19 protein-coding genes, 1 tRNA gene and 1 other annotated feature (1 of these 21 cut by a window edge) are annotated in these 20,533 nt (G+C 18.6%); of the genes, 16 read left to right on the top strand and 4 right to left on the bottom strand.

The window, feature by feature from the left end:
* Positions 1–11: 11 nt before the first annotated feature.
* From nuoI to GJU00_RS01830, 6 genes are all read left to right on the top strand, one after another.
* On the top strand, positions 12–554 hold the full coding sequence (gene nuoI, locus GJU00_RS01855) for an NADH-quinone oxidoreductase subunit NuoI (protein WP_168893608.1): 543 nt from the start codon (positions 12–14) through the stop codon (positions 552–554).
* A gap of 26 nt (positions 555–580) precedes the next feature.
* Complete coding sequence (locus GJU00_RS01850) at positions 581–1,078, top strand: NADH-quinone oxidoreductase subunit J (protein WP_168893607.1); 498 nt, start codon at positions 581–583, stop codon at positions 1,076–1,078.
* A gap of 46 nt (positions 1,079–1,124) precedes the next feature.
* On the top strand, positions 1,125–1,427 hold the full coding sequence (gene nuoK, locus GJU00_RS01845) for an NADH-quinone oxidoreductase subunit NuoK (RefSeq protein ID WP_168893606.1): 303 nt from the start codon (positions 1,125–1,127) through the stop codon (positions 1,425–1,427).
* On the top strand, positions 1,424–3,280 hold the full coding sequence (gene nuoL, locus GJU00_RS01840) for an NADH-quinone oxidoreductase subunit L (RefSeq protein ID WP_168893605.1): 1,857 nt from the start codon (positions 1,424–1,426) through the stop codon (positions 3,278–3,280). Before nuoK ends, nuoL begins: the two co-directional genes overlap by 4 nt.
* 63 nt (positions 3,281–3,343) lie before the next feature.
* A complete protein-coding gene (gene nuoM / locus GJU00_RS01835) occupies positions 3,344–4,858 on the top strand; it encodes an NADH-quinone oxidoreductase subunit M (RefSeq protein ID WP_168893604.1) in 1,515 nt (504 codons plus the stop codon).
* Positions 4,859–4,899: 41 nt separating this feature from the next.
* Positions 4,900–6,366 carry an NADH-quinone oxidoreductase subunit N gene (locus GJU00_RS01830; protein WP_168893603.1) on the top strand — a complete coding sequence of 489 codons (1,467 nt, stop codon included), beginning with the start codon at positions 4,900–4,902 and terminating at the stop codon, positions 6,364–6,366.
* Positions 6,367–6,382: 16 nt separating this feature from the next.
* Here the strand turns inward: GJU00_RS01830 and GJU00_RS01825 are convergent, their stop codons facing one another.
* Positions 6,383–6,958 carry a DedA family protein gene (locus tag GJU00_RS01825; protein ID WP_168893602.1) on the bottom strand — a complete coding sequence of 192 codons (576 nt, stop codon included), beginning with the start codon at positions 6,956–6,958 and terminating at the stop codon, positions 6,383–6,385.
* Between the two features lie 63 nt (positions 6,959–7,021).
* Positions 7,022–7,106: transfer RNA gene (locus tag GJU00_RS01820), tRNA-Ser, on the bottom strand.
* Between the two features lie 56 nt (positions 7,107–7,162).
* On the opposite strand from GJU00_RS01820, the gene sbcB reads away from it, so the two are divergent.
* Positions 7,163–8,587, top strand: a complete 1,425-nt coding sequence (gene sbcB / locus GJU00_RS01815) for an exodeoxyribonuclease I (RefSeq protein ID WP_168893601.1) — start codon at positions 7,163–7,165, stop codon at positions 8,585–8,587.
* Here sbcB and ribA read toward each other — a convergent pair.
* Positions 8,579–9,172, bottom strand: a complete 594-nt coding sequence (ribA, locus tag GJU00_RS01810; protein ID WP_168893600.1) for a GTP cyclohydrolase II — start codon at positions 9,170–9,172, stop codon at positions 8,579–8,581. The two genes, sbcB and ribA, sit on opposite strands and share 9 nt — an antisense overlap.
* Before the next feature lie 172 nt (positions 9,173–9,344).
* On the opposite strand from ribA, the gene murJ reads away from it, so the two are divergent.
* From murJ to pykF, 8 genes are all read left to right on the top strand, one after another.
* The gene (gene murJ, locus GJU00_RS01805) at positions 9,345–10,892 is read left to right on the top strand and encodes a murein biosynthesis integral membrane protein MurJ (RefSeq protein WP_168893599.1); all 1,548 of its coding nucleotides are present in this window, start codon (positions 9,345–9,347) and stop codon (positions 10,890–10,892) included.
* A gap of 215 nt (positions 10,893–11,107) precedes the next feature.
* Complete coding sequence (locus tag GJU00_RS01800) at positions 11,108–11,494, top strand: HesB/IscA family protein (RefSeq protein ID WP_168893598.1); 387 nt, start codon at positions 11,108–11,110, stop codon at positions 11,492–11,494.
* Positions 11,495–11,498: 4 nt separating this feature from the next.
* A complete protein-coding gene (sufB, locus tag GJU00_RS01795; protein WP_168893597.1) occupies positions 11,499–12,941 on the top strand; it encodes a Fe-S cluster assembly protein SufB in 1,443 nt (480 codons plus the stop codon).
* A 33-nt stretch (positions 12,942–12,974) separates the two neighbouring features.
* Positions 12,975–13,718 (top strand): Fe-S cluster assembly ATPase SufC, encoded by a 744-nt coding sequence (sufC, locus tag GJU00_RS01790; protein WP_168893596.1) that lies wholly within the window; start codon positions 12,975–12,977, stop codon positions 13,716–13,718.
* A complete protein-coding gene (locus tag GJU00_RS01785; RefSeq protein ID WP_168893595.1) occupies positions 13,690–14,979 on the top strand; it encodes a SufD family Fe-S cluster assembly protein in 1,290 nt (429 codons plus the stop codon). Before sufC ends, GJU00_RS01785 begins: the two co-directional genes overlap by 29 nt.
* Complete coding sequence (locus GJU00_RS01780) at positions 14,969–16,201, top strand: SufS family cysteine desulfurase (RefSeq protein WP_168893594.1); 1,233 nt, start codon at positions 14,969–14,971, stop codon at positions 16,199–16,201. The genes GJU00_RS01785 and GJU00_RS01780 overlap by 11 nt, the downstream gene beginning before the upstream one ends.
* Positions 16,202–16,203: 2 nt before the next feature.
* Positions 16,204–16,668 (top strand): cysteine desulfuration protein SufE, encoded by a 465-nt coding sequence (gene sufE / locus GJU00_RS01775; protein ID WP_168893593.1) that lies wholly within the window; start codon positions 16,204–16,206, stop codon positions 16,666–16,668.
* 39 nt (positions 16,669–16,707) lie between these two features.
* The gene (gene pykF / locus GJU00_RS01770) at positions 16,708–18,117 is read left to right on the top strand and encodes a pyruvate kinase PykF (protein WP_168893592.1); all 1,410 of its coding nucleotides are present in this window, start codon (positions 16,708–16,710) and stop codon (positions 18,115–18,117) included.
* Between the two features lie 38 nt (positions 18,118–18,155).
* Here pykF and GJU00_RS01765 read toward each other — a convergent pair whose 3' ends face one another.
* On the bottom strand, positions 18,156–19,310 hold the full coding sequence (locus tag GJU00_RS01765; protein WP_168893591.1) for a cysteine desulfurase family protein: 1,155 nt from the start codon (positions 19,308–19,310) through the stop codon (positions 18,156–18,158).
* Positions 19,311–19,439: 129 nt separating this feature from the next.
* Between GJU00_RS01765 and murI the strand changes: the two genes are divergently transcribed.
* Positions 19,440–20,252, top strand: a complete 813-nt coding sequence (gene murI, locus GJU00_RS01760) for a glutamate racemase (RefSeq protein ID WP_168893590.1) — start codon at positions 19,440–19,442, stop codon at positions 20,250–20,252.
* Between the two features lie 203 nt (positions 20,253–20,455).
* Positions 20,456–20,533, top strand: a sequence feature (mutual gap in cmsearch alignment for this rRNA model is longer than 100); it runs 1,495 nt beyond the window's last position.

The following is a 20,533-nucleotide window of genomic DNA, read 5'->3' as shown; positions in this document are numbered from 1 at the left end:
TGAAAATAATCATGAAAATAAAAAATTTTTTTATTGCATTAATTAGTCAAATAAGAAGTATTTTTTTAGTATTTATGAATCTCTTTAATAAAAGAGAAACTATAATGTATCCAGAAGAAAAAGTTTATTTACCACCAAGATATAGAGGAAGAATTATATTAACATCTGATTCAAATAATAATGAACGTTGTGTCGCTTGTAATCTTTGTGCTGTTTCATGTCCAGTTAGTTGTATAACTTTACAAAAAGGAATAAATAAAAATGGTAGATCTTATCCGAAATTTTTTAGAATTAACATGTCTAGATGTATTTTTTGTGGATTTTGTGAAGAATCCTGTCCTACAGGAGCAATACAATTAATTCCAGACTTTGAATTATGTGAATTTAATAGAAAGGATTTAATTTATGAAAAAAATGATTTATTAATAAATAATCAAGGAAAATATTTAAAATATAATTTTTATGATATTTCAGGAGTTGATATACAACATAATCGTAATAAAAAGGATAAATATTCAAATATCGAAGTAGATATAAAAAATATATTACCATAATTTAAATTTTAAAAAAGGTATTTTATATGGAAATCATATTTTATATTTTAGGAGGTATATCTATAATTTTTACATTTTTAATTATTATTAGTATTAATCCTATCTATACATTATTATATTTTTTAATTTCGCTAATTTCAATGTCATGTATATTTTTTATTTTAGGAGATTATTTTGCAGGTTCATTAGAAATTATTATTTATGCAGGAGCTATCGTTATTTTATTTATATTTGTTTTAATGTTCTTAAATTATAAAAATATTGAATTAGAAGAAAAAAATTTTTTATTTAAAAAAATGTTATTTTTAATTACTATATTTCTTATTAATTTGTTATTTTTAATATTAATATTTTATATTTTAAAAAATTTATATAATCAAAAATATATTATTATGAATTTTATTAATATAATTGATATAGGAGTAAATTTATTTACACATTATAAAATAATTATTGAATTAATATCAATACTTTTATTATCTGGTATAATTATTGTTTTACATATAGGTACAATAAAAGAATAATAAAAAAATAATGTTAAATTGTAAAAAATAAAAGAAGAATATAAAAATGATACCTTTATATTATGTTTTAATACTTATAATAATAATATTTATTATTGGATTAACAGGGACAATAATTCGAAATAATATGTTGTATATTTTAATTTGTACTGAAATCATGATAAATGCCTCAGCATTATCATGTATAATTTCTGGTAATTATTGGAAACAAACGGAAGGAGAAATTATGTATATAATATCAATTAGTATATCAGCAATAGAAACATGTATAAGTTTAATTTTATTAATAAAATTATATTATTATAAAAATAATATTAATGTTGATTCAATTAGTGAGATGAATGGATGAAATTTATTTTTTTAATTTTTTTAATGCCATTAATTAGTTTTTTAATATTATCATTGTTTTCAAATTATTTTAATAAAAATCAAATTTCAATTATTGGAGTTAGTTTTATAGGAATAAGTGCATTTTGTACACTAATTATAGGATATATTTTTACTAAAAATAATATTTTATTATATAAACAAGATTTATGGGAAATATTAAAAATTGATAATTTATATATTAATTTTTCTTTATATTTAGATAAATTATCATTAATTATGTTAATTCTTACCACATGGATAGGTTTTTTCATACATATTTTTTCAATTTGGTATATGAAAAATAAAGAAGGATACTCTAGATTTTTTGCATATACTAATTTATTTATAGCTAATATGATATTATTAATATTAGCTGATAATTTTATTTTAATGTTTTTCGGCTGGGAGGGTGTAGGAGTATGTTCTTATTTATTAATAGGTTTTTTTTATAAAAAAACATTAAATGGATTATCTGCTATAAAAGCTTTTTTAATAACTCGTTTTAGTGATATTTTTTTAATTATTGGTATTTTTTTAATATTTAAAATATTTAATACTCTAAATTTTTCAGAAATATCATATTTAATAACATCTTCTTATATTTATTATAAATCATATTATTTAAAAATAATTGCTATAATGTTAATTATAGGAGCATTAGGAAAATCGGCTCAATTCCCATTAAATACATGGTTAATAGATGCTATGGTTGGTCCAACACCTGTATCTTCACTTATACATGCAGCAACTATGGTTACAGCTGGAATTTATTTAATATTACGTAATGATTTATTATTTTTAATGAATAATAATATACTTTTTTTAACTAGTATTATTGGATCAATAACACTATTATCAGCTGGTTGGTCTGCATTAATTCAAAATAATATAAAACGTATTTTAGCTTATTCAACTATGAGTCAAATTGGATATATGTTTTTAGCTCTTGGAATTCATTCATTTCATGCTGCTTTATTTCATGTAGTATCACATGCTTTTTTTAAAGCATTACTTTTCTTATGTACAGCATCAATTATTACTTCATGTAATAATGAACAAAATATATTTAAATTAGGAGGAATAAAAAAATATCTTCCTTTTATATATTATTGTTTTTTATTCGGTTCTATATCTTTAGCATCTTTTCCTTTTATAACAATGAGTAGTTTTACAAAAGAAAAAATATTGTATGAAATTTTAATAAATAAACAAATAATTTTATTTATTATTAGTATAATAGGTAGTATTTTTACTTCTTTATATACTATACGTATGATTTATATTATCTTTTATGGTAAAAATCATATTTTACCTGTTAACAAAGGTAAAAATAAAATTACACATAATTTTCCATTAATAATATTAAGTATATTTTCTAGTTATATAGGGATAAAATTTTTACCGATAAAAAATAGTATTTTATTACCTAATAAAATATTGTTAATTAATAATAATTATAATCATATATTAGAAATTACATCTATAATAATATTTATTATTAGTTTTATATTATATATATTTTATTTTCAAAAAAATAATTTTAATAATAAATATTATTATAGATTTTCTTTTATAAATAATTTTTTTTTAAATGGTTGTTATATAGATTTTATTTATAAAAAAGTTTTTGTAGATATTTTTAAAAAAATATTATTAATTATAAAAAATGATCCTATTTCTAGATTTATAGATTTATTAACAATAAAAACAATAAATCAAATAGGAAATATAATATTAATAAGTCAAAATGGATATATTCGTTGGTATATATCATCAATATATTTAGGAGTGATATTAATCATACTATATTTAATAGTATTAGTTAATAATTGATATTAACTTTATAATAAAATTCATATTTATATAGAAAATATTAAAATATAATTAGGAAATCTTATGTTATTACCATGGTTCATATTAGTTCCTTTTATTAGTGGTTTAATTTGTTGGCAAAGTGAAAAAATAAATTTTAAGTTACCTCGTTGGATATCTCTAATTTCTATGAGTTCTATTTTTCTTTTATCAATTTTAGAATATTTTATATATAAAATTCATTTTCATGAAAAATTATTATTTATATATCCTATCTGGATGTCAGAATATATATTTAATTGGATTCCTAGATTTGGAATAAGTTTTCATTTAGCAATAGACGGATTATCATTATTAATGATTAATCTTACTGGATTATTAGGTGTAATGGCAGTTATATGTTCTTGGAATGAAGTTAAAAAATTACATGGTTTTTTCCATTTAAATTTGTTATGGATTTTAAGTGGAGTTATTGGTGTATTTTTATCTGTAGATATGTTTTTATTTTTTTTGTTTTGGGAAATTATGTTAATACCTATGTATTTTTTAATATCTCTATGGGGACATAAAGGGGAAAAAGGACATAGTCGTATAAAAGCTGCTACTAAATTTTTTATTTATACACAATCTAGTGGTTTATTCATGTTATATGGAATTTTATCTCTAGTTTTTCTAAACCAAAAGTCAACTGGTATATTAACTTTTAATTACAATATTTTATTAAATAATCATTTAAATTTAAAAACAGAATTTTTATTAATGATATCTTTTTTTATAGCTTTTGCTGTTAAAATGCCTATTATTCCATTTCATGGATGGTTGCCTGATGCACATAGTCAAGCTCCAACAGCAGGTTCAGTTGATTTAGCTGGTATTTTATTAAAAACAGCAGCTTATGGTTTATTAAGATTTACTTTACCATTATTTCCTCTCTCATCATTAAAATTTTCATTTTTTGCAATATTATTGGGAATATCTGGTATATTTTATGGGTCATGGATGGCTTGTATTCAGTCTGATATAAAAAAAATTATAGCATATACTTCTATATCTCATATGGGATTTATTTTAATGGGAATTTATAGTCATAATAAATTAGCTTATCAGGGTGTTATAATACAAATGATATCACATGGAATTTCTGCTGCAGCACAGTTTATTCTTTGTGGGCAAATATATGAAAGATTAAAAACAAGAAATATTCAATTAATGGGGGGTATTTGGAATAAAATAAATACATTACCAGGATTATTCTTATTTTTTTCTCTTGCTAGTATTGGTATACCTGGTACAGGAAATTTTATAGGAGAATTTTTAATTTTATTAGGAACTTTCCATAAATATCCTATATGTGCAAGTATTGCTTCTTTTAGTTTATTATTTTCTAGTATTTATTCATTAAATATGATGCAAAAAATTTTTTATGGTCCTAAAACTAAAATAAATATTTTTATAAAAGAAATGTTTTTAAGAGAAAAAATTATTATTTTTATACTTGTAATTTTATTATTAATTTTAGGTTTTTATCCACAAATTATTTTAAATATATCAGATTCTCCTATAAATAGTATTTATAATAGAGTTATGTTAAATTATTAAAATAAAATTTATATTAAATTTTAAATAAAATAGAATTCTTTATGACTAAATTATTAATGCCGTTAATTATTATTATTACATTATTAATATTTTTATTAATTAAAATATCATTTAAAAGAAAAAATTTAATAAGTTTAATTATTACAATTTTTGGATTTATATTAATAATAATATCTATTTTATATACTAAAAATAATAATTTCCCAATAAATTATTTGTTTTTAAATGACACTTATTCAATTTTTTATATAATAATATTAATTTGTAATAATATTATAACTTGTTTAATATCATATAAATGGTTATCTACTTTAAAATATAATAAAGATGAATTTTATGTATTAATTATAATATCAACACTAGGAAGTATAGTTTTAATAAATTCAAATAATTTTATCTCTATGTTTTTAGGTATTGAATTAATATCTATTCCTATTATTGGTTTAATAAGTTATAACATTAAATCAAAATATTCTTTAGAAGCTAGTATTAAATATGCAATTTTATCGATAATAGCGTCATCTTTTATGATTCTTGGAATATCTTTTATTTATTTAGATAATGGAAGTTTAAATTTTACATTTTTATTAAATCATTTTTTAATTTATAATAAATTTTTAATAAATTATTTAACTATAATTGGATTTTGTTTAATTATCTCAAGTTTATTATTTAAATTATCAATAGTACCTTTTCATTTTTGGACTTCTGATGTTTATCAAGGAGCACCTACAATTGTAACATTATTTTTAACTACATTTAATAAATCATCTATTTTCATATTTTTGGTAAAATTTTTAATTTATTTTTCTCAAATTAATAATAGTAAAAATTTTTTGTATAAAATATTAATTTTATTATCAATATTATCTATAATATTTGGTAATTTTATGGGGATTAAAACAAAAAATAATATTAAACGTTTATTAGCATATTCATCTATAGCACATATTGGTTATATGCTTACAATTTTAATTTATAATCAAAAATATACGAAACATATTTTTTCTTTAGAAATAATGGGAATATATATAATAAGTTATATAATAAATAATTTAGTTATTTTAGGAATAATCAGTTTATTTACAAATTTAAATTATCAAGAAAAAAATACAGATAAATTATATTATTATCGAGGATTATTTTGGTATGATCCAATTATTACTTTTATATTAACAATTATGTTATTTTCTCTAGCTGGTATTCCTTTAACTATAGGTTTTATATCTAAATTTTATTTAATAGCATTAAGTATAAAAAGTAAAATATGGTATTTAACGACATTTATTATATTAGGAAGTTCTATAGGATTATATTATTATCTACGTTTTATTATTATTTTATATTTAATTCCATCTAAGATAAATAAAAATTGGTATATTGTAAAAATACAGAATAAAAAGTATTATTTTTTTATTAAAAATTTATTTTTATTATTAACAATAACAACAATTATATTAGGCATATATCCTGAATTAATTATTAAATGTATAAAAAATTTAATTTAAAGAAATATTTAAATTTTTATTTAAAAATTAAAATATATTTTTTTATTATTTTTAATAATATTTTAATTATTAAAAATAATAAAAAAATATATAAAAAATATTTAATAATTTTAGTACAATCTTGTATCCAAGTGGATATAATTTCACCAAAAAAATATCCAGTAATAGTAAAGAAAATAGTCCAAATAAAAGCACCAAAAATATTTAATAAAAAAAATTTCATATTAGAAATGTTTGCAATACCTATTGTAATAGGACTTATTAATCTAAAACCATAAATAAATCTTGTAATAATAATAAATATATAAGGATAATTTATAATTAATTTACGATATTTTTGAATTTTGAAATTGTAATTTTTAAAAATATATAGAAATTTTTTACTATATTTTTTACCTATAAAAAATAATATTTGATTACTTATTACAGATCCTGTAATAGTGATAATAATAATTTTATGTAAAAACAATATTTTTTTATGAGCTAACATCCCAGCAATAATAATAAATGTTTCCCATTCAATTAATGATCCTAATAATATAATTAAATAGCCATATTGATTTATTATTTTAGTTGTATTTATATTAAACATATTTTATATCACATTTATAAAATAAATATTTAATATTTTATATTTATTAAAAATAAAATATCTCGGTGAGAAGGGGATTTGAACCCCTGATATGTTTCCATATACATACTTTCCGGGCATGCGCCTTAAACCACTCGGCCATCTCACCATAATTTATATAATAAATATTGTCAAAATATTAATATTATATTAATATTATATACTATGTTAAAGAAAAAAAAATTAAAATTTAATTTTTTATTTTATGATTATGAAACTTTTGGATTAAATCCTAAAAAAGATAGAATTGCACAATTTGCTTGTATACGTACGGATATTAATTTAAATATAATAGAATCTCCTACAGTATTTTACTGTAAATTACCTAATGATTATTTACCTGATCCTAAATCTACTATTATTCATAATATAAGTCCTTATTTAGTAAATTTAAAAGGATTACAAGAAAATAAATTTGCAAATTATATTAATAAAATATTTTCATATCCTAATACTTGTATTTTAGGATATAATAATATTAATTTTGATGATGAATTTAGTAAATTTTTGTTTTATCGTAATTTTTATGATGCATATAGTTGGTTTTGGAAAAATAATAATAGTCGTTGGGACATATTAAATTTAGTTAGAGTATGTTATGTATTAAGACCAAATGGTATTTTATGGCCAAAAATAAATAACATACCAATATTTAATCTTCAAAAAATAGCTACATTAAATAATATAATAAGATATTATAATGCACATGATGCATTATCTGATGTATACACAACAATATCTGTTGCTAAATTAATAAAAAAAAAACAACCATTGTTATATGAATATTTTTTAAAATATAGAAATAAAAAAAAATTAATAAAAATTATAAATTTTTCAAAAATTCAAATTTTAATTCATATTAGTAATATTTATAAAAATAAAAATAATAATATAAATTGTATTACACCTTTGTTTTGGCATCCAAAAAATAAAAATATACTAATTGTTTTTAATTTAATAAAAAATATAAATAATTTTTTAGAAATTTTAAAAAATAAAAATCAATTAAATAAAGAAAATATTTTTTCATACATAAAATTTATTAATTTTAGTAAATCTCCATTAATAATGCCAATTAGTATTTTAAAAAAAATAGATATTCAAAGATTAAATTTTAATATTATATTTTATATCAATAATTTTATAAAACTTAAAAAAAATTTTTTTAAAATAAAAAAAATTATTAAATTAAGTTTAATTAAATTTAATCAAATATACACTGAAACAAATATATTTAATGTAGATGAACAATTATATAAAAATTTTTTTTCAAATACTGATTTACTTAAATTTCAACAAATACATGATAAAAAATTTATTAATATAAATTTAAGTAAAAATTTTTTTAAAGATAAAAGAGCTAATATTTTATTATTAAAATATAAAGCAAGAAATTTTCCATTTATTTTAAATGAAGTGGAGCAAAAACAATGGAATAGATATCAAAAAAATATTTTTAATAAAAATTTTTTAGATAATTATATTTTAGAAATTAAAAAACTTTTAAAAAATCAACTTTGTAAAAAAAAAATTTTAGTTTTAAAAAATTTACTAAAGTATACAAAATATTTATACAAAAAATTAATATAATATATGTCCTAATTTTATATTTTTAGTATTTAAATATTTATAATTATAAAAATTATAATTTATAATTAAGGGAATTCTATCTATTACATTTATACCTTTTTTTTTTAAAATATCTATTTTATATGGGTTATTTGTTAATAATTTAATATTTAAAATACCTAATATTTTTAGTATATTTACACAAGAAATAAAATTTCTTTCATCTGCATGGAAACCTAATTTATAATTTGCTTCTACAGTATCTAATCCCTGATCTTGTAAATTATATGCTTTAATTTTATTTAAAAGTCCAATATTTCTACCTTCTTGTCTATGATAAATTAAAATTCCACAATTTTCTTGAGAAATTTTTTCTAGAGATAATTGTAATTGAAAACCACAATCACACCGTAAACTAGAAAAAACATCTCCTGTTAAACATTCTGAATGTATTCTTGTTAAAATAATTGAATTTTTATATATTTTTTCTAATCCATATATTAATGCAATATGATGCTTACCTGTATTTATCTCTTTAAAACCTATTATAATAAATTCTCCCCATCTTGTTGGAAGTTTTGCTCTAGATATTTCTTTTATATTCATAATATTTTACCTATAAAAAATTTAAAAATTTTATAAAAACAAAGATTTATTAAAATATTTTATTAAAAAAATAATATATTTAAAATATTTTTATTAAAGAAATAATTTATTATATTGAATTTTTTATTAAAATAATTTATTTATATAATAAACTATTATTTTTAGGAATTATATGAATTTATTAAAGTCATTAACGACAGTTAGTATAATAACATTATTTTCTAGATTGTTAGGTTTTCTTAGAGACAGTCTTATAGCTAAAGTTTTTGGCGCAGGAGTTTATAGTGATTCTTTTTTTATAGCTTTTAAAGTACCTAATTTATTACGTCGTATATTTGCAGAAGGAGCATTTTCTCAAGCTTTTACTCCAATATTAGCAGAATATAAAAATAAAAGAAGTAAAAATGATACAAAAAATTTTATTGCTTCTACATTAGGTATATTAATTATTATACTTTCTATAATAGTAATAATAGGAATATTATTTTCTTCTTTAATTATTTCTATAATTGCTCCTGGATTTGTTAATACAGATTATAAATTAAAACTTACGGTAAAAATATTAAAAATGACTTTTCCTTATATATTATTAATATCATTATCCTCATTAGCTAGTTCTATTTTAAATATTTGGAAAAATTTTTTTGTTCCAGCAGTAACCCCTATTTTATTAAATATAAGCATGATTCTATTAATTATTATATTTCCTAATATGTTAGAACCTTCAATTTTAATTTTAGCATGGGCTGTTTTAATTGGGGGTTTATCACAAATTTTTTATCAATTAATTTATTTAAAAAAAATAAATATGTTAATTTTTCCACATTTTAAAAATTTTGATCAAGGAGTATCTAGAGTTTTTAAAAAAATGGGTACAGCTATTATTGGTGTAGCCGCTACGCAAATATCTTTATTAATTAATTCTGCTTTATCGTCTTTTTTAATTACAGGATCTATTACTTGGATTTATTATGCTGATCGGTTAATGGAGTTACCTGTAGGCATGTTTGGAATCGCATTAACAATAGTATTGTTACCAGCTCTTACTGATGCTTTTACTCAAAATAAAGAAAAAGAATATAATCAACTAATGGATATAGGTTTACGTTTATGTTTTTTATTAATAATACCTAGTTCTTTAATTTTAGTTTTTTTATCAAGACCATTATTAATTTCTTTATTTCAATATGGAGCTTTTACATATTTTGATGTATTAATGACTGCAGTAAATATTATTATTTATTCAGTAGGATTGATATTTATAATTATTGCTAAAGTATTAGCAATAGGATTTTATGCAAGACAAGATGTAAAGACACCTGTTAAAATTAATATAATTGTTTTAATTATTACTCAATGTCTTAGTCCTTTTTTTATATTTTTTTTACATCATATAGGATTTCCTATATCTATATGTTTTGCAGCATTTTTAAATGTTATTTTATTATTTAATAAATTAGTTAAAAAAAATATTTATAAACCAGAATTAGGTTGGTCTAATTTTTTATTTCGAATTATGATCATAACAATTATTTTAAGTATAGTTTTATTATTTATATCAAATATAATTTCTGAAAAATGGTTAATTTTATCTTCTTTTAAAATACGTATGTTCTATTTATTAAGTATTTGTTCTATAATTTTCATATTATATATATTTATGTTATTTTTATTAGGATTTCGTTTAAAAGATTTTTCTTTAAAAAGTATAGTAAAATAATTTCTTATTTCAATAATAAATATAATTTATATTATTAATTATTTTAATATTAATAAATAAATATATTTTTTATAACAAAAAAAGTTATAAAAATTGTTAATATTCTATTTTTAATATTTATAATATATTTAAATAAAATTTTTATATATTAAATTCTTTTTTTTATTTTTATCTATTAGAATATATAAAAAAATCTATTTTTAGGTTATTATAATATGATAATAAAACAAAAATTATTACATTTAAAATGTCATACAAGTAATTATAAAGGTTTATACATAACAAAAAATGCATTTTTACAAATAAATAAAATAATTCAAAAATATAAAAATAAAGGAATAAAATTATTTTTAAAAAAATCTGGTTGTTTTGGGTTTAAATATAAAATTTTGTTAGTAAAAAAAAAACTTGATAATGAAATTTTATTTAAAAAAGAAAATATATATATTTTTGTAAATAATAAAGATATTATTTTTATTGATGGAACTATTATTGATTTTATAAAAAATGATTTTAATCAATCATTTGAATTTTATAATAATAAAATTAAACAATTTTGTGGGTGTAAAAAAAGTTTTAACATTGATTTAAAAAAGAATTAATAATATGAATAATAAATTACAATATTTAAGAGAACAAAAAAAAATATATAAAGAAGGATTTGAGACTAAATTAAAAAATGAAAAATTTATTCCTGGTATTAATTTAGATATAATATATAAAATATCTAAAATACGTAATGAACCAAAATGGATGTTAAATTTTAGATTACAAGGATATTATTCCTGGATAAATAAAAAAGAACCTCATTGGTTAAATGGTTTTTACAAAAAATTAAATTATCAAAATTATATTTATTATTCAGCTCCATTAAATAATTTAAAATTAAATAATCATATTAAAAATAAATATTTAACATCTGAAGTAAAAAAAACATTTAATAAATTAAATATTCCTATTAATAATAACACAAATATAGCTGTAGATGCTATTTTTGATTCTGTTTCAGTTATTACAACAAATCAAAAAAAATTATTAAACAAAGGAATTATTTTTTGTTCTTTAAATGAGGCTATAATAAATTATCCTGAATTAGTTCAAAAATATTTAGGTTCTGTGGTCCCTGCTAATGATAATTTTTTTGCATCATTAAATGCAGCTGTAGCTTCTGATGGTACATTTATTTATATTCCTAAAAATACACGTTGTCCTATAGATTTATCTACTTATTTTAGAATTAATGAAAAAAATATTGGTCAATTTGAACGTACTATTTTAATTGCAGATGAAAATAGTTATCTTAATTATATAGAAGGTTGTTCTGCACCAATTAGAAATAAGTCTCAATTACATGCAGCTGTTGTTGAAGTAATTTTACATAAAAATGCTCAAGTTAATTATTCAACAGTACAAAATTGGTTTCCAGGAAATTTAAAAAATGAAGGAGGAATTTTAAATTTTGTAACTAAAAGAGCAATATGTAAAGGAAAAAATAGTAAGATGTCTTGGACACAGTCGGAAACAGGAGCAGCAATTACTTGGAAGTATCCTAGTGTTATTTTAGAGGGAGATAATTCTATAGGAGAATTTTTTTCTGTTTCTTTAACAAATGGTAATCAACAAGCAGATACTGGTACTAAAATGATTCATATAGGTAAAAATACAAAATCTAAAATTATATCTAAAAGTATTTCTACAGAATATAGTAAAAATACTTATCGTGGATTAGTATCTATTAATAAATTGGCAAACAACTCTCGTAATTTTACACAATGTGATTCAATTTTAATTGGTTCTAAATGTAGTGCACATACTTATCCTGTTTTAAATATATTAAATAATACAGCACAAATTGAACATGAAGCTACTACTTCTAAAATTGAAGAAGATCAAATATTTTTTTGTTTACAAAGAGGATTAGATACTGAAAATGCTATTTCTCTAATTATTAATGGATTTTGTAGAGAAGTTTTTGTTAAATTTCCTTTAGAATTTGCAGTTGAAGCACAAAAATTATTATCTATTCATTTAGAAGACAGTATAGGATAAAACCATATATTTAATGATAATTAAAAGAAGATTATGTTAAAAATTAAAAATTTACATGTTAATATAAATAATAAAAATATTCTAAATAAATTTAATTTAAATATAAATCCTGGAGAAATACATGCAATTATGGGACCGAATGGTTCGGGTAAAAGTACTTTATCATATATATTAGCTGGTAAAAAAGAATATATTATTTCTAAAGGAGAAATTTTTTATAAAAATGAAAATTTATTATTAATAAAACCTGAAATTAGAGCTAGAAAAGGAATTTTTGTATCTTTTCAATATTTAATTGAAATACCAGGAGTTAGCAATAATATATTTCTATATAATTCTTTAAAAGCAATAAAAAAATATAAAGAAAAAAAAAAATTAGATAGATTTACTTATAATAATATTATAAATGAAAAATTAAAAATTTTTAAAAAACCAAAAGATTTTTTACAACGTTTTGTTAACGTTGGTTTTTCAGGAGGGGAAAAAAAAATTAATGATATATTTCAAATGTTTGTACTTGAACCAGATTTATGTATATTAGATGAAATTGATTCTGGATTAGATATTGATGCATTAAAATTAGTATGTAAAATAATTAATATTATGAAAAATTTAAATAGATCATTTTTAATTATTACTCATTATAATCGTATTCTTGATTATATAAAACCTAATTTTATTCATATATTATATAATAAAAGAATTATAAAATCAGGAGATTTTAATATTATTTCTAATTTAGAAAAATATGGATATGGATACTTTGATGGAAAATAATCATTATAAACAACTAAAAAATATTTATAAATTACATAAAAAATATCATTTTTCTAAAAAATCAGAAATTCATTGGTATAAATTAAAAAATTTATTAAAAAAAAAACCATATAACAATAAAAAATTTTTTTTTGAATATATTAATAAAAATATTTTAACAAATAATCAAAAATTATATGTAAATATAAATCAATTAAAAAATTTTTTATTTAAAATAGATGCTGTTATATTATTTTTTATTAATGGTAAAATAGATAAAAATATTAGTAATATAAATAATTCATATTATATAATAAATATTGATAAACATAATAATATTAATTATAAAAATTATTTTTTTAAACATAATATTTATTCTCACTTATCTGAATCTTTAACAAAAGAATTTATATCTATAAATTGTACAAAATCTTTTAATCCCAAACCTCTTTATTTAGTATATTTTAATATAGGTAATAAAAATAAAAAAATTTTTATGTCTAATTATAGAAATTATATACATATAAATAATATTTATCCTATTATTTTAATAGAACATCATATAAATATAAATCAGTTATATTTTAATAATATTTTTAATACTTTAATTTTAGATAATAATTCTAAGTTAGAATATTATAAATTTATTACAAATGAAAATAATAATAAAAATTATTGTACCATTAATAATGAATTTTATTTATATAATAATGTTTTTTTTAAAAAATATGATTTATTAATGTCTTCTAAATATATAGAACAAAATAATAGATTTAAATTTATAGGTCAAAACTCAAAGTTAATATATAAAAGTATATCATTTGCTAAAAATGATAATTTAATAAATACAAATAATTATGTAGAACATGACGGAAAAAATTGTTGTAGTATTCAAAAACATAAAGCAATTACTTTAGATAATTCTATTATAAATTTAATTAGTTTATTAAAAATTAATAAATTTGCTATAAAAACAGATGGACAAATAAATTATAGTAGTTTATTATTAAGTAAATTATCAAAAATAAATATACAACCAGGATTAGATATTTTAAATAATAATGTAAAATGCACACATAGTGTTTTTACTGGGAAAATAGATGAAAATCAAATTTTCTTTTTTCAAATGAGAGGAATAAATTTTCAAAAAGCATATAGTATATTATATATGTCATTTATACTAGATTCTTTAAAAGAAATTAATAATGATAATTTAAAAGAAATTTTTTTAAAAAAAATATCATGTTATTTGTCAGTAGAGAATTTTTTTCATGAATTTTAATATAAAAAATATTAGAAAACAATTTCCAATTTTATTTAATAAAATTAATGGTAATAAATTTATTTATTTAGATAATGCAGCTACTGTTCATAAACCTAAAAAAGTAATTTCAGCATTAAATCATTTTTATAAAAATGAATATTCTTCAGTAAATAGAGGTATATATAATTTAAGTATAAATTTAACAAATAAAATGGAAAAAATACGTAATAAAATAGCAACATTTATTAATGCAAAATATACTGAAGAAATAATTTTTACTAAAAGTACTACAGAAAGTATTAATTTAATTGCAAATACTTGGGGTTTAAATAATATATTACCACATAATAATATTATTATTTCTGAAATGGAACATCATTCAAATATTATTCCTTGGAAAATATTATCTCAAAAAATAGGTTTTGATATACGTATAATACCGTTAAATAAAAATGGAGATTTACAATTAAATAAAGTTAATAATTTAATTGATAAAAATACTTGTTTGATCTCGATTATATATATTTCAAATGTCTTAGGAACTATAAATCCTATTAAAAATATAATTAAATTAGCTAAAAAAAAACATATTATAACTTTAATAGATGGTGCTCAAGCAATTGCAAATAAAAAAATTGATGTTCAAGATTTAAATTGTGATTTTTTTGTTTTTTCTGGTCATAAAATTTTTGGTCCTACTGGTATAGGTATTTTATATGGAATAAAAAGAATATTAGAATTAATGCCTCCATGGCAAGGAGGAGGAGGTATGATTACAGATATATACAAAAATAATTTTATTTGGGAAAAAATTCCTTGGAAATTTGAAGCTGGTTCTCCTAATATATCTGGTATTATAGGTTTAGGAATTGCAATATCATGGTTTATGTCATTTAATATAAAAAATATTATAAAACATAATGAGTTTTTAACAAAATATACTTTGGAAAAACTTAATTCTATCTCGAATATTAAAATATACGGAAATAAATATTTTAGTAAAAATAGAATAGGTATAATTTCATTTAACCTAGGAAAATTTCATTCTTATGATATTGGTAGTTTTTTAGATCAATATGGTATAGCTATTCGTACTGGTCATCATTGTTCTATACCAATTATGAGATATTTTAAAGTTTCATCAATGTGTAGAATTTCTTTTTCTATTTATAATAATATAGATGATATTAACTATTTTATAGAAAAATTAATTTATATAAATAAGTTATTAAATAAATAATTATGTCATATATTTTACCTAGTAAAAATGAAATTGAAAATAATTTAAGAAGTTGTTGTAATTGGGAAGAAAAATATTTATATATAATTGAATTAGGTCATCAAATACCTATTTTACCAAAAAAAGAATATTCTTTAGAAAATTTTATTCCAGGATGTCAAAGCAGAGTCTGGATTAAAATTAAAGTTACTAAAAATAATTATGTTAAATTTAAAGGTGATAGTGATTCTTCTATCATTAAAGGATTACTAACAATAATTTTTGTTTTTTATAATAAAAAAACTTATAATGAAATTATTACTTTTGATATTCAATCATATTTTAAAAAATTATCTTTTAATAAATATTTAACTAATTCTAGAATACAAGGTATTAGTATTATCATAAAAACTATTATAAATAAACTAAAAAAAATAATTTATAATTTAGAGATAAATAAAAATAATATAGAAAAAAATAAATTTTAATATTTATTAAATAATAATAATTTAGGAAATATAAATTTTATGAAAAAAACAAAAATAGTGTGTACTATAGGTCCTAGTTCTGAATCTAAAGATATTTTATCTAATTTATTAAATTTAGGTATGAATGTTGCTAGATTGAATTTTTCACATGGTAATCATGAAGAACATCAAAAACGTATTAATACTTTAAAAAAAATTATAAAAGAAACAGGTAAAAACGCAGCAATTTTATTAGATACAAAAGGTCCTGAAATACGTACTATGAAATTATGTAATGGAGAAGATGTATATTTAAACGCTGGAGAAATTTTTATTTTAACTACTGATCAATCTGTTATTGGTAATAATAAATGTGTTGCTATTACATATTTAAATATGATAAATGATCTAAAAAAAGGAAATAAAATTTTAATAGATGATGGCTTAATTTCAATGAAAGTATTAAATATAATTAATAATAAAATAATATGTAGAATATTAAATAGTGGAAAATTATCAGAAAATAAAAGTATTAATTTACCTGGGGTATCAATAAAATTACCTTCTTTATCAGAAAAAGATAAATATGATTTAATTTTTGCATGTAAAAATAAAATAGATTATATTGCTGCATCTTTTATACGTAAAAAACAAGATATTATAGAAATAAAAAACTTTTTAAAAAAATATAATGGTAATGATATTCAAATTATAGCGAAAATTGAAAATCAGGAAGGATTAAATAATTTTGATGAAATATTAGAAATAGCTGATGGTATAATGGTTGCTAGAGGTGATTTAGGAGTAGAAATTCCTGTAGAAAATGTTATTTTTGCTCAAAAAATGATAATTAAAAAATGTAATTATTTTGGTAAAATAGTAATAACTGCAACACAAATGTTAGATTCTATGATTAAAAATCCTAGACCTACTAGAGCAGAAGCTGGTGATGTAGCTAATGCAATTTTAGATGGTACAGATGCAGTAATGCTTTCTGGGGAAAGTGCTAAAGGTAAATATCCATTAGAATCTGTATCTATTATGTCTACAATTTGTGAAAGAACAGATATTACTATGACGAATAGAATTAATTTTTATGATAATACTGACATGAGTATTACTGATGCTGTATGTCGTAGTGCAGTTGAGATAGCAGAAAAATTGAAAGCTCCCTTAATAATTGTAGCTACTCAATTAGGAAAATCTGCAAAATCAATAAGAAAATATTTTCCTAAAGCTATAATTTTAGCTTTAACTACAAATATAAAAACTGTTAAACAATTAATTTTAAGTAAAGGGATAATAACTAAATTAGTAGATAAAATATCATCTACAGATGATTTTTATATTATAGGGAAAAAAGTAGCTTTAGCTAGTGGATATGCTATTAAAGGAGATGTTATTGTAATGGTTTCTGGAGCTTTGGTACCAAGTGGGACAACTAATACAACTTCCGTACATATTATATAATCTTTTAGTCTAGATTATTAAATAAAATTAATAAAATATTAATTTTTTCTAATTTTTTTTATAGAAACATGTAAATTTTTAATTAAAATATTAATTTCTTCTACAGTAGTAAATCTCCCAAAAGAAATACGAATAGAACATTGAATTAATTGTTCTGTTAATCCTAAGGATTTTAAAACATGAGATATATTATATTTATTCGAATTACATGCAGAAGAAGTTGATATAATAATGTTTTTCATTTCTATCATAAGAATTTTATTAAAAACATTTTTAAAACCTATATTAATTATATAGGGAGAACTATTTTTTAAATTACCATTTAAATATATACCTGAAATATTTTTAATACCATTCCATAATTTATTTTTTAATATTTTTATTCTTTTTTTTTCTTTTTTTATTTCATTATTAGCAAGATTTAATGCTGTTGACAGACCAATTATTTGGTGAGTAGCTAAAGTTCCTGATCTTAATCCTTTTTCTTGTCCTCCTCCATGTAATAAAGGTGTTAAAATTATTTTAAATTTACTTTTTTTTACATATAACACACCAATTCCTTTTGGACCATAAAATTTATGAGAAGAAAATGATAATAAGTCAATATTAATTTTTTTTAAATTTAATATATATTTACCAACACTTTGTGTAGCATCTACATGAAAAAGTACATTTTTTTTTTTACATATATTACCAATTTTATTAATATTATTAATTGTTCCTATTTCATTATTAATATGCATTATAGAAACTAAAATAGTTTTTTTTGTAATTTTTTTTTCTAATAAATTTATATCTAAACTTCCTGTATTTGAATTTTTTATATATATAACTTTTATTCCTAATTTTTTTATAAAATCACAGGTTTCTAAGACAGCTTTGTGTTCAATTTTACTAGTAATAATATTTTTTTTATTATTAGGAAGATAATTATATATAATCCCTTTAATAGCTAAATTAATAGATTCAGTAGCATTAGATGTAAAAAAGATTTCTTCTTTAATACAACCAAGAATATTTGCTATATTAATTCTAGCATGTTCAATTTCATCTTTTGCTTTTATTCCTAGATAATGAGAAGAAGATGGATTAGCAAATACCCCGTCTATAGTAAGATAATCATTCATTTTTTCTAAAACTCTTTTATCAACAGGAGTTGTAGAAGCATAATCTAAATAAATAAATTTATTCATAATATAATTTATTAATATTTTTTTAATATTTTAATAAAATTTTTATATATCATATAATATATATTTTATTATTAATTAATAATATTATATATTTTATATGTAAATATTGTAAATAAATTAGGATGTTTTATGAAAAAATTATTTTTAGAATCACAAAACACAATATTTATTTTTGATTCTGGATTAGGTGGAATTACAATATATAATTATATAAAAAATATCTTTTTTAATATAAATTTTATTTATTTATTAGATAATAAATATTTTCCTTATGGAAATAAATCAAAAAATTTTATTTTTAAACGCGTAATTAAAATTTTAAAAAAAATATCATATCATTATAATATTTCATTAGCTATTATTGCCTGTAATACCGCTAGTGTTTCTATTTTACCAAAAATAAGAAATTATTTTACTTTTCCAATTATTGGAGTTAATCCTGTTATTAATCTAGCTATAAAAAAAACAAAAAATAATGTAATTGGTCTTTTAGCAACAAACACAACTTTAAAAAATAATAAAATACAGAAAAAAATTAATATTTTAAATAAAAAATATAAAATAAAAACTATATCGTCTTCAAAATTAGTTTTTTTAGCAGAAAAAAAATTATTAGGATATAAAATTATTATAAATGAAATAAAAAAAATTTTTAAACCTTGGTATTCTTTAGAAGTGTTTCCAGATACTATAATTTTAGGTTGTACACATTTTCCATTAATTTTAAATGAATTAAAAATTATTTTACCTAGAAAAATATGTTTTTTAGATTCAAAAAAAAATATTATTTTAACATTTAGAAAAAATATGAATTATAATTCAGAAATTTTAAGTAAAAAAAAAAATATTGTTTTTTACACTAAAAAAAATAAATATATTAAAAAAATAAAAATTTTATTTTTAAAAAAAAATTTTACAATTTTTTCTAATTTAAAATTATAAAATATTTAAATTTAATTGAAATTTTAAATAAAATACTTGACTATTCATTATGAATCTGTAAGATAATAATACTGTTTTATAGTTCTTTAAAAATTGATAAAAGACTTTTAAGGACACTCTTTGAGAGAGTATCATTGCAATTATAAATTTATAAGTTTTTTTTAATAAAATTTGTAAATTTATTTTATTAAAGTTTTATGTTAAAATTGAAGAGTTTGATCATGGCTCAGATTGAACGCTGGCGGCAAGCCTAACACATGCAAGTCGAGCGGCAGCGAAAT

Source organism: Enterobacteriaceae endosymbiont of Donacia simplex, from assembly GCF_012568645.1.
In the GTDB taxonomy this organism is placed as follows: Bacteria; Pseudomonadota; Gammaproteobacteria; order Enterobacterales; family Enterobacteriaceae.
This window is presented reverse-complemented; position numbering and strand designations above follow the sequence as displayed.